At 72.9% G+C, this 15,120-nt stretch carries 10 protein-coding genes and 1 pseudogene; 7 read left to right on the top strand and 4 right to left on the bottom strand.

Features of this window, described 5'->3' with window-relative positions; genetic code table 11:
- Positions 1-93 precede the first annotated feature (93 nt).
- Positions 94-954, bottom strand: coding sequence for a lipase family alpha/beta hydrolase (locus tag BIV24_RS04845; RefSeq protein WP_071364892.1), 861 nt, complete (start codon positions 952-954; stop codon positions 94-96).
- Between the two features lie 575 nt (positions 955-1,529).
- Here BIV24_RS04845 and icmB point away from each other — a divergent pair.
- Complete coding sequence (gene icmB, locus BIV24_RS04840; protein WP_071364891.1) at positions 1,530-1,946, top strand: coenzyme B12-dependent isobutyryl CoA mutase small subunit; 417 nt, start codon at positions 1,530-1,532, stop codon at positions 1,944-1,946.
- 68 nt (positions 1,947-2,014) lie between these two features.
- Here the strand turns inward: icmB and BIV24_RS04835 are convergent, their stop codons facing one another.
- Together BIV24_RS04835 and BIV24_RS04830 are read right to left on the bottom strand one after the other, a co-directional pair.
- The gene (locus BIV24_RS04835; protein ID WP_071364976.1) at positions 2,015-3,655 is read right to left on the bottom strand and encodes a DUF5691 domain-containing protein; all 1,641 of its coding nucleotides are present in this window, start codon (positions 3,653-3,655) and stop codon (positions 2,015-2,017) included.
- Positions 3,656-3,699: 44 nt separating this feature from the next.
- The gene (locus tag BIV24_RS04830) at positions 3,700-5,052 is read right to left on the bottom strand and encodes an SWIM zinc finger family protein (RefSeq protein WP_071364890.1); all 1,353 of its coding nucleotides are present in this window, start codon (positions 5,050-5,052) and stop codon (positions 3,700-3,702) included.
- A gap of 134 nt (positions 5,053-5,186) precedes the next feature.
- Here BIV24_RS04830 and BIV24_RS04825 point away from each other — a divergent pair, with 134 nt between their 5' ends.
- The 6 genes from BIV24_RS04825 to BIV24_RS04800 all read left to right on the top strand — a co-directional run bounded on the left by BIV24_RS04825 (position 5,187) and on the right by BIV24_RS04800 (position 14,786).
- Positions 5,187-6,419, top strand: coding sequence for an ATP-binding protein (locus BIV24_RS04825; RefSeq protein ID WP_071364889.1), 1,233 nt, complete (start codon positions 5,187-5,189; stop codon positions 6,417-6,419).
- Between the two features lie 126 nt (positions 6,420-6,545).
- Positions 6,546-8,948, top strand: a complete 2,403-nt coding sequence (locus BIV24_RS04820) for a DUF5682 family protein (protein ID WP_071364888.1) — start codon at positions 6,546-6,548, stop codon at positions 8,946-8,948.
- On the top strand, positions 8,945-10,144 hold the full coding sequence (locus BIV24_RS04815; RefSeq protein WP_071364887.1) for a vWA domain-containing protein: 1,200 nt from the start codon (positions 8,945-8,947) through the stop codon (positions 10,142-10,144). Before BIV24_RS04820 ends, BIV24_RS04815 begins: the two co-directional genes overlap by 4 nt.
- A gap of 603 nt (positions 10,145-10,747) precedes the next feature.
- Entirely contained in the window at positions 10,748-11,929 is a 1,182-nt protein-coding gene (gene sucC, locus BIV24_RS04810) for an ADP-forming succinate--CoA ligase subunit beta (protein WP_071364886.1), read from the top strand.
- A 20-nt stretch (positions 11,930-11,949) separates the two neighbouring features.
- A complete protein-coding gene (gene sucD / locus BIV24_RS04805) occupies positions 11,950-12,834 on the top strand; it encodes a succinate--CoA ligase subunit alpha (protein ID WP_071364885.1) in 885 nt (294 codons plus the stop codon).
- A 308-nt stretch (positions 12,835-13,142) separates the two neighbouring features.
- Positions 13,143-14,786, top strand: a complete 1,644-nt coding sequence (locus tag BIV24_RS04800; RefSeq protein ID WP_071364884.1) for a cell division protein PerM — start codon at positions 13,143-13,145, stop codon at positions 14,784-14,786.
- Between the two features lie 107 nt (positions 14,787-14,893).
- Here BIV24_RS04800 and BIV24_RS04795 read toward each other — a convergent pair.
- Positions 14,894-15,120 (bottom strand): annotated as a pseudogene (locus BIV24_RS04795) (hypothetical protein); the annotation flags it as partial.

Raw genomic sequence — 15,120 nt, 5'->3', positions numbered from 1 at the left:
CTCCTTCACCCACTCCCTATCGCTCCCCAGGCCGTTACCGCTGCGATCCGGTCGTCGCACGGGGGCCGTGCCGGACCTGTCGTGCCGTGGATGTCACGCCACGGGCAGACCCCCGCCCCGGGTGGCGGCGGGGGCTCCTGCCGGTTCGAGGTCGAGTGCCTCCCGTATCCCGGCCGCGACCGCTGGGTGTACCGGCAGGGCGAGGTGGCCGATGCCGCTCACTCGTACGTTCTGTGCCAGCAGGTCGGGGTGGTCGACGCAGGCCGTCTCCAGCGGGTCCATCAGCGGGTCCAGATCGCTCCAGAAGCTCACGAAGTGTGTACGGCAGCCGGGAGCCGGTCCGCGCAGTTCCTCGATCAGTCCGGAACCCGGACGCATCTGGCGGACGATCGGGTGGGCGTTCGCGAGCGGTGCGACACGGGTGCCGGAGTGGGGTGTACCCAGCGTGACGAGAGTACGGACGCGGAGGTCGCCGCCGAGGCACTGCGCGTAGTAGCGCGCGATCAGCCCGCCCAGGCTGTGTCCGACGACGTCCACCTGCGGCTGTCCGGTGCGCTCGCAGATCTCCTCGATGTGCCGGCCCAGCAGTTGCGCCGCGGTGCGAATGTCGCAGGTCAGCGGAGAGTAATTGAGCGATTCGATGTGCTGCCGGCCGTGCTGTGCGAGATTGCGGCGCAGCAGGACGAAGACCGAGCGGTTGTCGATGAACCCGTGGAGGAGGATGACCGGGGGTTTGGCCACGATGGGCAGTGGCGCGGCGTCCGCCGGGGGAGCGGGCAGGGCGGAGTGGCGCTCTGGAGTGATCCCCGAGGGGTAGAGGAGCACATGCCCGGCGAGGATCGCGAGCTCCAGGGCGGTCGCCTTCAGGAGGGCCATGGAGACTCCGGCCAGCCTGCTGGGAAACAGGCGCTGGCAGAGCGGAACCAAGGGCTGCACTGGCCCGGTTACCTTCATGGCCGACCTCCCGTCGGCGCACGGGGGGCGTCCCTGTCCCCTGTGTGCCCTCATGGAAAGCCGTGGTGGCGGTGGCCTGCGGAGTGCATACCTCGCATGCGGTGTGTGAGGCGCCGGTGATGCGGCGGGGCCTTTTCGTCGAATTGACGTGACCCTGTCGCTCTGACGCGGTTCCCGTCCTCCTCCTACGGGTCTGACTCCCCGCTTTCCTTGCGTACCATCGCCGACGAGCCACACCGACCCGCGCGCCCCGACGGGTGTGGGTGCGGCCGCCTCGCTGCGGCTCTCCGTGCGCACGATCCGCTCAGTCCGTGGCGCTCGAGCCGAAGACACGGCCCGTGCGCCGCCGGAATGAGGGGACCCTGCGCGGCGAACGTGTCCCACGTGTGATTTCCCCCTCGGTCCGCACCGTGAAACTGCCAGGTGCGCGATCCTGGCGATAACGTTCGTTCACTTCCCGGGTCGGTGCGGCGCGGGGCGCCCCCGTCCGCGGCCCGCATGTCCGCCGAAGCGGTGGTGTGGCGGCAGGGCGGTACGGCGGTACAGGGTGGAGTAGTCGCTTCATGGAGGCAGTGATGGGTGTGGCAGCCGGTCCGATCCGCGTGGTGGTGGCCAAGCCGGGGCTCGACGGCCACGATCGGGGGGCCAAGGTGATCGCGCGGGCGCTGCGCGACGCGGGTATGGAGGTCATCTACACCGGCCTCCACCAGACGCCCGAGCAGATCGTCGACACGGCGATTCAGGAGGACGCCGACGCGATCGGGCTGTCGATCCTGTCGGGCGCGCACAACACGCTGTTCGCCGCGGTGATCGATCTGCTGAAGCAGCGCGACGCGGAGGACATTCTCGTCTTCGGCGGCGGGATCATCCCCGAGGGGGATATCCCGCCGCTGAAGGAGAAGGGCGTCGCGGAGATCTTCACCCCCGGGGCGACGACCGCGTCGATCGTGGACTGGGTGCGGGCGAACGTACGCCAGCCGGCACAGGCGTAGCGCTCCCCTTGCGGCGCGCCGCCACGAAGGGCGACGCGCCGCACCGGCGGAGAGCGGGTGGAACCCGGTCATACCGGTCGGGGGTCTGGGGGCACAGCCCCCAGTTCCTCCTGCATCGCCGCGCGCAGGCGCAACGTCGTCGTGAGGCGCTGGAATGCCTCTGCCCAGTAGCTTCCCGCGCCCGGCGACGTGTCCTCCGTCTCGTCGGGTATCCCCGTCAGTGCGTCGAGGCGGGTCGCTTCCACGGGGTCGAGGCAGCGCTCCGCCAGGCCCATCACCCCGCTGAAACTCCATGGGTAACTACCCGCGTCCCGCGCGATGTTGAGAGCGTCCACGACCGCCCGGCCCAGCGGGGCGGCCCATGGTGTCGCACACACTCCGAGGAGCTGGAACGCCTCCGACAGGCCGTGCGCGGCGATGAACCCCGCGACCCAGTCGGCGCGTTCCTCCGCGCCCAACGTCGACAGCAGCTTGGCCCGTTCGGCCAGGGAGACCGCCCCCGGGCCTCCGGCATCCGGCGCCGAGGGCGGTCCGAGCAGGGCCCGGGACCAGCCGGTGTCCCGCTGCCGCACCGCCGCCCGGCACCATGCCGCGTGCAGTTCGCCCCGCCAGTCGTCCGCCACCGGCAGCGCGACGATCTCCTCCGGTGTACGCCCCCCGAGTCGCGCCGCCCATGAGCCGAGCGGTGCCGCCTCCGCCAACTGGCCCAGCCACCACGAACGTTCGCCACGCCCCGCGGGCGGCTTCGGCACCACTCCGTCGCGCTCCATGCCCGCATCGCACTGGTGCGGCGCCTCGACGACGATCGTCGGCTCCCCCCGCGTACGGTCGACCGCCACACAGGCCACCGCCCGTTCCGCCATCCGCCCGGCCAGGGCCGAGTCCGGCAGCGCGGAGAGCAACTCCGCTGCCGTCGCCCGCACATTGCGGCTCCGGTCGGAGAGCGCCTGCTCCAGGAACGGCTCGTCCGCGGACCCGAGCCGTGTGCGGAGCGAGTCCAGGAACATCAGGCGGTCCTCGGCCCGCTCCGTCGCCCACGTGGTGGTCAGCAGTGCGCGGGCGGCGGCAGGACGCCGGGCGCGGAGCGCGCCGAGCAGGGCCACCCGCTCCGCGAACAGGCCTTCCTGCCACAGTTGCCGGATGCGGTCCGTCTCGTCCGGCGGCGGTTCGGATCCACCGCCGGGCGCGGAGCGCAGCGCGAAGCGCCAGTCTGCATTCAGCCGTGCCAGCCACAGGGCGCGCGGGCCGGCGAAGGCCAGCGCCGCGGGCCGTAGGTCCGTACGGCCGCGAGCCGCGTCCAGGAGCGCCGGCAGTGCTTCCGGAGGTGCGGCAAAGCCGCGCTCATTGGCCAGGGCCAGCCACTGGGGCAGCAGCTCCATGAGGTCGGGTGCTGTCCCCCGGCGCCCGCCGCCGGCCGTGCCGGGGCGGTTCGACAGCAGCATGGCCAGTCTGCGGGCCGCCGCGGGCGGCAGGGGCGGGCGCGGGTCCGCGGCCGCGGGCTCCGGCCGGGGCTTCGCCGGTGCGGGGCGCAGCCCGGCCCTGCGGCGCACGGTTTTCACGGCGGCCAGGTCCAGCAGCGCCCTTGGTGCCTCGCGGCCGGGCGGCAGCCATGGCGGCGTACGCCGGTCCGTGCCCAGCAGCGCCACGGTCACGACCTCCTCCCAGGGCACGGCGGCGGGGGTGTCCGGCGCAGCCGCAGTCGCACGCATGTCGGTCCCTTCCAGGTCGCTGTCAAGGTTGCTCGGGTGTGTCGTCAGCACAGCGCGACTGCCTCTCCCGTTCCCCGGGGCCAGGCCGTCAGCGGAGTGAAGCCGCGGTGGCCGCACTCGCCGAAGACTGTGACCGGGGCACCGCCTGACAGCGCGACCAGGCGCCACAGGCCTGGACGGGCGATCGCCGACGGGGTCAGTGGCAGGGCCGTGTCGCCGTCAGCGTCCGCCAGCTGCCAGGCGTCCTCGGCCGGCGTCGGTATGACCCGGCCCAGCGTCACCGGGAACGAGTCCAGCCACGGGTCGTCCCGCAGCGCCTCTCCGTAACGCGCCGCCGCCTGGTCCGCGCTCACACCCGGCGGCCGCACCGGTGCCGGTGCCGGGGCCGTGAACCGCTCGCCCAGGGCGGCCCGCAGCTGCCCCGCTCCCGGGTACGCCGACAGCTCCGCCGCGAAGGTCAGGCCCACCGGGAGGGCCAGCTCCGGCGCACGCCCTGCCGCGCCGTAGGAGAGAAGCAGCGCGGTGCGCTGGGATGTTGCCCCGTACAGCCAGATCCGGCGCGTGGTGAGCCGGCCGTCCGAGGTGTCGTACTGCGCCAGGACGAGCCAGTGGTCGCGAACGGGCGGACCGTCCGGCGAGCCCGGCAGGCCGACCCGCGAGCGGACCGTCGCCGCCGTACCGTCCGGCAGCCGCTCGCGGCGCAGCCAGCCCTGGTCCAGCAGGTGCAGCAGCGCACACTCCTCCAGCAGGCGCACCGGCCAGCCGGGTCCCGACGACGGGATCGCCCCCAACTCCCGCACCCGCGCGGCCAGTCCTGGAGCCTGGGCGTCGACCATCCGGGCCGCGGTCTCCTCCCACAGCCCGTACTCCGCCTGCTCGGCCGCGGCCAGGCCGCCGCGCAGCAGATCGGTCAGCCGCTGCTCCAGCTCCGTCGCCCCCGCCGTGATCCGCTCGGCCCGCTGCTCCGCCCTGCGCCGGGCCGCCTGCGGATCAGCGGACGCGCCGGAGGCCGAGCCGCCCGCCGTCCGCTTCTGCTGCGCGCGCTGCCGGCGCCCCTCGATCCACTGCTGTGCCCAGTCCGGCGCCTGCCCCCGTGGCACCGTCCCGTCCCCACCTGCCCAGAGCAGCAGCAGTCCCAGCGCGTGCTTGCACGGGAACTTGCGGCTCGGGCAACTGCACTTGTACGCGGGCCCGGCCGCGTCCGCGATGTCGACCACCGTCCGATACGGCTTGCTGCCACTGCCCTTGCACAGTCCCCACACCGTCCCCTCGTCAGAACTGCCCGCCTCCGACCACGGCCCGGCCGCGCCGAGTTTGCTTCCCGCTTTGCGTGACGCGGCGTCAGGCGCCAGTGCCAGCACCTGATCCGCAATCCAGCGCACCCCCTGCTGAGTCATGTCATCGACGGTAGGCCCCCGCACTGACAGTCGACCGCAGCGACCGTGTTTGCGCAGGTCACAGTGCATTGTCAGTGGTGTGGTGCACGGTTGTCAGCAGATCCGAACCGGCCCAGCTGGAGGGGGAATCGGCCATGCGTGTGTCCGTTGATCCGAAGTCCGTCGAATCGAGTCCGAGTGTGTCCGCGCCCGCGAACGAGAGCGGGGACGCCGCCCCGGACGGGCAGGGATCCGTGCCCGTGCGCACGCCGGGGGACGACGAGGCGCGAGGGGAGGGGAACGGGGCATCCGAGGCACTGCGGCCGCACGCCGAGGACGCCTTCGCGGCCGAACTCGCCGCGCTGGCCGCACAGGACGACCGCCCCCGCCCGGCCCGCTGGAAGCTGTCGCCGTGGGCCGTGGCCACGTATCTGCTGGGCGGCACGCTGCCGGACGGCACGGTGATCACGCCGAAGTACGTGGGTCCGCGCCGCATCGTCGAGGTCGCGGTCACCACGCTCGCCACCGACCGCGCCCTGCTCCTGCTCGGCGTGCCCGGTACGGCGAAGACCTGGGTGTCCGAGCACCTGGCGGCGGCCATCAGCGGTGACTCCACCCTGCTCGTGCAGGGCACGGCCGGGACACCGGAAGAGGCGATCCGATACGGCTGGAACTACGCGCGGCTGCTCGCGCACGGACCGAGCCGCGAGGCGCTCGTGCCCAGCCCCGTCATGCGGGCCATGGCCGAGGGGATGACCGCACGCGTCGAAGAGCTGACCCGCATCCCGGCCGACGTCCAGGACACGCTGATCACGATCCTGTCGGAGAAGACCCTGCCGATACCGGAGCTGGGGCAGGAGGTGCAGGCCGTCCGCGGCTTCAACCTGATCGCTACGGCCAACGACCGCGACCGCGGCGTCAACGACCTGTCGAGCGCGCTGCGCCGCCGCTTCAACACGGTGGTGCTGCCGCTGCCGGAGAGCGCCGATGCCGAGGTCGACATCGTCTCCCGCCGGGTCGATCAGATCGGCCGCTCGCTCGACCTGCCGGCCGTGCCCGACGGCATCGACGAGATCCGTCGTGTCGTCACGGTCTTCCGCGAGCTGCGAGGCGGCGTCACGACCGACGGCCGTACGAAGCTGAAGTCGCCCAGCGGCACGCTGTCCACCGCCGAGGCGATCTCCGTCATCACCAACGGACTCGCGCTCGCAGCCCACTTCGGCGACGGCGTGCTGCGCGCGGGCGATGTCGCCGCGGGCATCCTCGGCGCCGTCGTGCGCGATCCGGCGGCCGACCGCGTCGTCTGGCAGGAGTATCTGGAGGCGGTGGTCCGCGAGCGTGACGGATGGGCGGACTTCTACCGCGCGTGCCGGGAGGTGACCGCATGAACGACTACGGCTCCGCGTGGACCTTCCCGGGCGGGGCGAGCGGTGTGACGGCCGCGGGAGACCCGGCGAGTACAGGACCGATCGGGGACGACGACCCGGGGTGGTCCGGGCCGCGAGGGGGATCAGGTGACAAGCGCTGACAGGCCGCCGGGCGGGACGGCCGACGAGGGGCCACTGCTGTTCGGGGTGCGGCATCACGGCCCGGGATCCGCGCGGGCGGTACGGGCCGCGCTGGAGGCGGCACGACCGCGGGCCGTACTGATCGAGGGGCCGCCGGAGGCGGACGCCCTGATCCCGCTCGCGGCCGACCAGGAGATGCGGCCGCCGGTGGCGCTGCTCGCACACGCCGTGGACGAGCCCGGGCGGTCGGCATTCTGGCCGCTGGCCGAGTTCTCCCCGGAATGGGTGGCGCTCCGCTGGGCCCTGGAACACGGTGCTGCGGCCAAGTTCATCGACCTGCCGGCCACGCACACGCTGGCGTGGGGGAAGGAGGAGCAGGCGCCCGCGGAGGGCGAGCCCGGGGGCGCGGGGCCGGCGCCGGAGGCCGAAGCCCCCGCCCCGCCCCAGGGCCCCGCCGACGCCGTCCGTGTGGACCCTCTCGCCGTGCTCGCCGAAACCGCCGGGTACGACGACCCGGAGCGCTGGTGGGAGGACGTCGTCGAGCACCGGGGCGCGGGGAAGGGCGATGTGCTCGCGCCGTTCGCCGCACTGGAGGACGCCATGACGGCGCTGCGGGAGGAGTACGGCACCGGGGGACCCGAGCGTGACCTCGTGCGGGAGGCCTGTATGAGGCTCCAAGTACGCGCCGCACAGAGGGAGGTCGGGCATGACGTGGCCGTCGTGTGCGGGGCCTGGCACGTGCCCGCGCTGCGGCGGAGGACCACCGCCGCCGCCGACCGCGCCCTGTTGAAGGGGCTGCCCAAGGTGAAGACGGACATGACCTGGGTGCCCTGGACGTACCGAAGGCTGTCCCGGGCCGGCGGCTATGGCGCGGGCATCGACTCGCCCGGCTGGTACGGGCATCTGTTCGAGGCCCCGGACCGGCCGGTCGAGCGGTGGTTGACCAAGGTCGCCGGTCTGCTGCGCGAGGAGGACCGGATCGTGTCGTCCGCGCATGTCATCGAGGCGGTCCGGCTCGCCGGGACACTGGCGGCGCTGCGCGGACGTCCCCTGCCGGGGCTGTCCGAGACGACCGACGCGGTGCGGGCGGTGATGTGCGAGGGCTCGGACGTGCCGCTGGCGCTGGTGCGCGACCGGCTCGTGGTCGGCGATGTCCTGGGGGAGGTGCCGGCGTCGGCCCCCGCCGTGCCGTTGCAGCGGGATCTCGCGCGGCTCCAGAAGCGGCTGCGGCTCAAACCGGAGTCGCGGGAGCGGGAGCTGGAGCTGGACCTGCGCAAGGAGACGGACGCCGCGCGCAGCCGGCTGCTGCACCGGCTGCGTCTGCTCGGCGTCGGCTGGGGCGAGCCCGCGGCCTCGCGCGGCAGCACGGGGACGTTCCGGGAGACCTGGCGGCTGCACTGGGAGCCGGAGCTGGCGGTGCGGGTCGCCGAGGCCGGGGTGTGGGGGACGACCGTGCTCGCCGCCGCGACCGCCAAGGCTGAGGCGGACGCGGTCGGCGCGCAGGCACTCGCCGACGTCACGGCGCTCGCCGAGCGCTGCCTGCTGGCGGAGCTGCCGGACGCGCTGCCCGAGGTGATGCGGGTCCTCGCCGACCGCGCGGCCCTCGACGCCGACGTCGGCCATCTCGCCGAGGCTCTGCCCGCCCTGGTCCGCTCCCTGCGCTACGGGGATGTGCGCGGCACGGACACCCGGGCACTGGCGGGCGTCGCGGCGGGCCTTGCCGAGCGCGTGTTCGTCGGGCTGCCACCGGCGTGTGCCGCGCTCGACGCGGAGGCGGCCGCGGAGATGCGACGCCATGTGGACGCGGTGCACGGGGCGGTGGGGCTGCTCGGAGAGGCGATCGCCGAGGCCCACGGCGACATACGCGGACGGTGGTGCTCGGTGCTGCGGGCGCTCTCCGTACGGGGCACCGTCGCGGGCATCGTCCGCGGGCGGGCCGTGCGTCTGCTCCTGGACGACGGGGAGGTGACGCAGGAGGAGGCCGCGCGGCTCATGGGGCTCGTGCTGTCGCCGGGGACGGCGCCGGCGGACGCGGCCGCGTGGATCGAGGGGTTCGTCGGGGGCGGCTCGGGCGGCGGGATGCTGCTCGTGCACGACGAGCGGCTGCTCGGACTGGTCGACGCATGGCTGACCGGGGTCCCGGCGGAGGCGTTCACCGACGTACTGCCCCTGCTGCGGCGCACGTTCTCGGTGTATGAGCAGGGGGTGCGGCGCACGCTCGGTGAGCTGGTGCGGCGCGGGCCGGGTGTGCGTGGGGGCGCGGAGAACGCCGGGGCGGGCGTCCCCGGGTTTGCGTCCGAGCCCGACATCGAGCGGGCGGACGCGGTGGTGCCGCTGCTGCGGCTGCTGCTCGGCCTGGACGAGTCCGCCGGAAGCGATGTCGACGACCTTGTGGGAGTGGCCCGATGAGCACACAGAGGACCGATTGCGATCAGGCCGCTCCCTCGGGCGGCCGGCCCCCCGAGGCCGGCGAGCGCCTGCGGCGATGGCGGCTCGTGCTCGGGGGAGACGCGGCGGACGGCACCGGGTGCGGACTCACCGGGCAGGACGCGGCGATGGACGGGGCACTGGCCGCGCTGTACGGCAAGGGGGACAAGTCGCAGCGGGGGCGGGACCGTTCGGCGGGGCTCGGGGCGTCCGCGCCGTCCGTGGCGCGCTGGCTCGGGGACATCCGGACGTACTTCCCCTCGTCCGTCGTGCAGGTCATGCAGCGTGACGCCATCGACCGGCTCGGGCTGTCCACGCTGCTGATGGAGCCGGAGATGCTGGAGGCGGTCGAGGCGGACGTGCATCTGGTCGGCACGCTGCTCTCGCTGAACAAGGCGATGCCGGAGACCACCAAGGAGACGGCGCGGACGGTGGTGCGCAAGGTCGTCGAGGACCTGGAGAAGCAGCTCGCCACCCGCACCCGGGCCACGCTCACCGGTGCCCTCGACCGCAGCGCCCGGATCACCCGGCCCCGCCACCACGACATCGACTGGAACCGGACGATAGCGGCCAACCTCAAGCACTATCTGCCCGAGTACCGCACGGTGGTGCCGGAGCGGCTGATCGGGTACGGGCGGGCGTCCCAGTCCGTGAAGAAGGAGGTCATCCTCTGCGTCGACCAGTCGGGCTCGATGGCGGCGTCGGTGGTGTACGCGTCCGTGTTCGGTGCGGTCCTCGCGTCCATGCGGTCCATCGCCACCCGGCTCGTCGTCTTCGACACGGCCGTCGTCGATCTCACCGACCAGCTCGACGACCCCGTCGACGTCCTCTTCGGAACTCAGCTCGGCGGCGGCACGGACATCAACCGGGCGCTGGCGTACTGCCAGTCCCGGATCACCCGGCCCGCGGAGACCGTCGTGGTCCTCATCAGTGATCTGTACGAAGGGGGGATCCGGAACGAGATGCTCAAGCGGGTGGCGGCGATGAAGACGTCGGGGGTCCAGTTCGTGACGCTGCTCGCGCTCTCCGACGAGGGGGCGCCCGCGTACGACCGCGAGCACGCGGCGGCGCTCGCGACGCTGGGCGCACCGGCCTTTGCGTGCACGCCCGACCTGTTCCCGGAGGTGATGGCGGCGGCGATCGAGAAGCGGCCCCTGCCGGTACCGGAGGCGGCGTGACGCCTCGCGGGTGGGGGCGTGGGCGAGACCGGCCGTTCGCACAGAGGTCGCGTGGCGGGACGCGCCGTTCGTCACAGGGCACGGCCGGAACCGCCGGGACGGGCGCCGGCTCGCCGGCCGGCCGTACGGTGACCGGTGTCAGGGGCCGCCGTCACACCCGGACCACCTGAGGCGGGCAGGTACCGGCAGTACGGCGTCTGAATCACCGCTGCCGTACGGCGCGCGCTGCGGCTCCCTCGTACGGTGACTTCGCGGGGCCGAGGACCCGGACGGCCGAAAGTCGTCGGCCCATGCCCGACCGCAATCGCGCCGACCTGCCGGGCGGCCCCCTGTGGCGTGACACAAGGGGCCCATCGGGTCAATCCCGCCCCCGGTGGGACCCTGCCGGCTCGGCCGCGCGTGTGACAGGTATCACCGCTCAGGGGCGAGCTGCGATTTAGAGCCCCACTGCATGCGGCGATAACCTGCGAGACGGACATGCCGCGCGCTCGGACACCGTGTGCGCCTCCCTAGTGACAGTGCGGACGTCACGTTGCCCTTCGCGGCACGCCCACGCATCCAACGAACCACGAACCGCGAGATCACTGATAGGGACGGAAGCGCGTGGACCTGTTCGAGTACCAGGCGAGGGACCTCTTCGCCAAGCACGGTGTACCGGTGCTGGCCGGTGAAGTCATCGACACGCCTGAGGCGGCGCGCGAGATCACCGAGAGGCTGGGCGGCAAGTCGGTCGTCAAGGCCCAGGTGAAGGTCGGTGGTCGCGGCAAGGCCGGTGGCGTCAAGCTGGCCGCCACCCCGGACGAGGCCGTCGCCCGCGCGACGGACATCCTCGGCATGGACATCAAGGGCCACACGGTCCACAAGGTGATGCTCGCCGAGACGGCCCCGGAGATCCTCGAGGAGTACTACGTCTCCTTCCTCCTCGACCGCGCCAACCGCACCTTCCTCTCCATCGCCTCCGTCGAGGGCGGCATGGAGATCGAGGAGGTCGCGGCCACCCGCCCCGAGGCCGTCGCCAAGATCGCGGTCGACGCCATCGACGGTGTCGACAAGGCGAAGGCCCAGGAGATCGTCGCCGCGGCCAAGTTCCCGGCCGAGGTCGCCGACAAGGTCGCCGACGTCCTGGTCAGCCTCTGGGAGGTCTTCATCAAGGAGGACGCCCTCCTGGTCGAGGTCAACCCGCTGGCCAAGGTCGCCTCCGGTGACGTCATCGCCCTCGACGGCAAGGTGTCCCTGGACGAGAACGCCGAGTTCCGTCACCCCGAGTTCGAGGAACTCCACGACAAGGCCGCCGCCAACCCGCTCGAGGCGGCCGCCAAGGAGAAGAACCTCAACTACGTCAAGCTCGACGGCGAGGTCGGCATCATCGGCAACGGCGCCGGGCTGGTCATGTCCACCCTGGACGTCGTCGCCTACGCCGGTGAGAACCACAAGGGTGTCAAGCCCGCCAACTTCCTCGACATCGGTGGCGGCGCCTCCGCCGAGGTCATGGCGAACGGCCTGGAGATCATCCTCGGCGACCCGGACGTCAAGTCCGTGTTCGTCAACGTCTTCGGTGGCATCACCGCCTGTGACGCTGTCGCCAACGGCATCGTGCAGGCCCTGGAGCTCCTGGAGTCCAAGGGCGAAGAGGTCACCAAGCCGCTGGTCGTGCGTCTGGACGGCAACAACGCCGAGCTGGGTCGCCAGATCCTGGACGACCGCAACCACCCGCTCGTGCAGCGCGTGGACACCATGGACGGCGCGGCCGACAAGGCCGCCGAGCTGGCTGCTGCCGCGAAGTAAGGGACGAGGTCACACACACCATGGCTATCTTCCTCACCAAGGAATCCAAGGTCATCGTCCAGGGCATGACCGGCTCCGAGGGCCAGAAGCACACCCGGCGCATGCTGGCTTCCGGCACGAACATCGTCGGTGGCGTCAACCCGCGTAAGGCGGGTCAGGTCGTCGACTTCGACGGCACGGAGATCCCGGTGTTCGGGTCCGTGGCCGACGCGATGGAGAAGACCGGCGCCGACGTCACGGTCATCTTCGTCCCGGAGAAGTTCACCAAGGACGCCGTGATCGAGGCGATCGACGCCGAGATCCCGCTCGCGGTCGTCATCACCGAGGGCATCGCGGTCCACGACACCGCCGCCTTCTGGGCGTACGCCGGCAAGAAGGGCAACAAGACCCGGATCGTCGGTCCGAACTGCCCCGGTCTGATCACCCCGGGCCAGTCGAACGCCGGCATCATCCCGGCCGACATCACCAAGCCGGGTCGTATCGGCCTGGTCTCGAAGTCCGGCACGCTGACGTACCAGATGATGTACGAGCTGCGCGACATCGGCTTCACGACCTGTGTCGGCATCGGTGGTGACCCGATCATCGGCACCACGCACATCGACGCGCTCAAGGCGTTCCAGGACGACCCCGAGACCGACCTGATCGTCATGATCGGCGAGATCGGTGGCGACGCCGAGGAGCGGGCCGCGGCCTTCATCAAGGAGAACGTGACCAAGCCGGTCGTCGGCTACGTCGCGGGCTTCACCGCGCCCGAGGGCAAGACCATGGGTCACGCGGGCGCCATCGTCTCCGGTTCGTCGGGCACCGCCCAGGCGAAGAAGGAGGCGCTGGAGGCGGCCGGCGTCAAGGTCGGCAAGACGCCCACCGAGACGGCGAAGCTCGCCCGGGCCATCCTCGGCAGCTGATCGCAGCCCGGGTCGGCTGACGCCGACCGGGCCGTGGACACACGCGGACGGGCCCGCACCCCACACCGGGGTGCGGGCCCGTCCGCGTGTGCACGTGCTCGGTGTGATTGCGAAACCAGCCACCCCGGGCCTTTGTGGACCCTCGCGCCGAGTTTCGCTCGGAGAGCCGGTCGCTCGGGAGAGGAAGGCGGCCCTGCCCCGCTGCCGCGTCGCGGTGCAGCCGCCATACGAAAACGCACATAAGCGTATGTTGGGCGACACATCCGAGCTTCTCCTGTTACGAGGAGAAAGTGCGTGCCGTTGGGAGCATGGCGGTCGTGACGCCATGGACCGACCGCCGAACGCCATCGCCCCCGCGCATCCGGGCACGTGACCCCTCGCCCGGAGTGGGCGCCTGCCTCCTGGGCGGTGTCGTCGCCGCGACGCTGGGGCTCGGCGTGCTCGTCCTGCTCGTGATGGTGCTGTGGATCAGCTTCCCGTACCCCGACAGCGGACCCGACAGCGTCCTGCACCTGGCCGCGGCGCTGTGGCTACAGGCGCACGGCGTCGTACTCGTCCGCACCGAGACGCTCTCCGGCGTGCCCGCGCCCGTGGGGCTCACCCCGCTGCTGACGGCTCTGCTGCCGGTATGGCTGCTGCACCGGGCGGCACGCGACGCCGCGTACGGGGACCGCGCGGACGCTGCCGAGGGGGACGACGTGCCGCTTGTGGGCGCGCGCACGGCCTGGTGCGGCGTGGTGGTGGGCTATCTCGGACTGGGCGCGGTCGTGGCGCTGTACGCCTGGGGCGGGCCGCTGCGGCCGTCGTGGACGTGGACCGCCGTGTGCCTGCCGCTGGTCGCCGCCGCGGCAGCGGGGGCGGGCGTGTGGACGGCGTACGGGCGCCCGTGGGGGTCACCGTCGCGGCGGAAGCGCCGGGGACTTGAGCGGCTGCCCGCGAGCATGCGGCGGGCGGGCGCCGCCGGGGCACTCGAGCGCGACGGGCGGCTGTGGCTGAGGGACGCCGTACGGGCCGCCACGGCCGGAGCGGTGGTGCTGGTGGCCGGCGGCGCGGTGCTCGCGGCCGTATCGCTGGTGTGGCACGGCGGGGCGGCCCGGGTGTCGTTCCTTCAGCTGACGCAAGGGTGGTCGGGGCGGTGTGCCGTGCTGCTGCTGGCGGTGGCGCTGTTCCCGAACGCGGCGGTGTGGGGGGCGGCGTACGGGCTCGGCCCCGGGTTCGCGCTGGGCGTCGGGCAGTCGGCCGGGCCGTTGTCCACGGCGCGGCTCTCGGCGCCGCTGCCGCCGTTTCCGCTGCTTGCGGCCGTACCCGAGGTTGGAGGCGGGCCGCTGCGCTGGGCAGTGGCGGTGGTGCCGGTCGCGGCGGGCGTGACGGTGGGGCGGTTCGTGGCGCGGGCGGCGTGCCGGGACCGGGCGCGGGATGCCGCGTGGTCGGCCGGGAGGACGGCGGGGGCGGTCGTGGTGGCGGGGATGGTGTGCGGGGTACTGCTCGGCGGGCTTGCCCAGGCGGCGGGCGGGCCGCTCGGGGTGGCCGCGCTGTCGCGGTTCGGGCCGGTGGGGTGGCAGGTGGGCGGTGCCGCGGCCGGCTGGACGGTGGGGGTGGGGATGCCGGTGGCGCTGGCGGTACGGGCGTGGCGGCTGCGGAAGTGCGGCAAGGAAGAGGGCCCGAAGGGAGGGAGGCGGAAGGGCGAGGGCCGGAAGGCGGAGGAGCGCGACGAGGGGTGCCGCGGGCCGCGGTGGTGGCGGGGACGGGAGCCCCGGGTGGCGGCGCCCGCGATCCCGGTTGTTTCGCCGACGGCCCCGGAGCCCCTTCAGATCCCGGCGCCCGCGCCTCGCACCGACGTCCCACGGGACACGGCGTGGGAGGACCCGGACCTCAAGCCGTACGAGGCGCTTCCGCCCGAGGCGGACCCGTTCCCGCCGGCCCTGCCGAAGGAGCCCGGACCGGGCGGATGAGGGCACCGGAACCGCACCCGGTGCCATGACGCGGCGATGGCGCGCGGTTGTGCCGGATGCGGTGGTTCCGGCCGCGCAGGCCGTGCCGGGCCCGTGTCACCGGCCTGTCAGTCCTGCGACTCCAGCACTCCCTGCAGCTCCTTCGGCAGCAAGGTGCTGCAGGACTGCTTCGCCGAGCTCGTCAGGGCGTCGCCCACGCATGTGTAGTAGTCGCGGTAGACCAGCTGGGCCGTGAACGTCGTCACCACCACCACGAGCGCCAGCGACGCCGTGACCAGGCCGCTGATCGCCGCCGTCGTCTGGGGGCGGGTCCCCGGGGCCGGGCGGGTCCCCG

This window comes from Streptomyces colonosanans, from assembly GCF_001866645.1.
GTDB classification, from domain to species: Bacteria; Actinomycetota; Actinomycetes; order Streptomycetales; family Streptomycetaceae; genus Streptomyces; species Streptomyces colonosanans.
Note: the sequence above shows the minus strand (reverse complement) of the source record. Positions and strands in the feature narration are given on the sequence as shown.

Excerpts from the sequence above, each read along its gene's own strand:
- BIV24_RS04845 (WP_071364892.1), bottom strand. The coding sequence starts at position 954 with ATGAAGGTAACCGGGCCAGTGCAGCCCTTGGTTCCGCTCTGCCAGCGC.
- icmB (WP_071364891.1), top strand. The coding sequence starts at position 1,530 with ATGGGTGTGGCAGCCGGTCCGATCCGCGTGGTGGTGGCCAAGCCGGGG.
- BIV24_RS04835 (WP_071364976.1), bottom strand. The coding sequence starts at position 3,655 with ATGCGTGCGACTGCGGCTGCGCCGGACACCCCCGCCGCCGTGCCCTGG.
- BIV24_RS04830 (WP_071364890.1), bottom strand. The coding sequence starts at position 5,052 with ATGACTCAGCAGGGGGTGCGCTGGATTGCGGATCAGGTGCTGGCACTG.
- BIV24_RS04825 (WP_071364889.1), top strand. The coding sequence starts at position 5,187 with ATGCGTGTGTCCGTTGATCCGAAGTCCGTCGAATCGAGTCCGAGTGTG.
- BIV24_RS04815 (WP_071364887.1), top strand. The coding sequence starts at position 8,945 with ATGAGCACACAGAGGACCGATTGCGATCAGGCCGCTCCCTCGGGCGGC.
- sucD (WP_071364885.1), top strand. The coding sequence starts at position 11,950 with ATGGCTATCTTCCTCACCAAGGAATCCAAGGTCATCGTCCAGGGCATG.
- BIV24_RS04800 (WP_071364884.1), top strand. The coding sequence starts at position 13,143 with ATGGCGGTCGTGACGCCATGGACCGACCGCCGAACGCCATCGCCCCCG.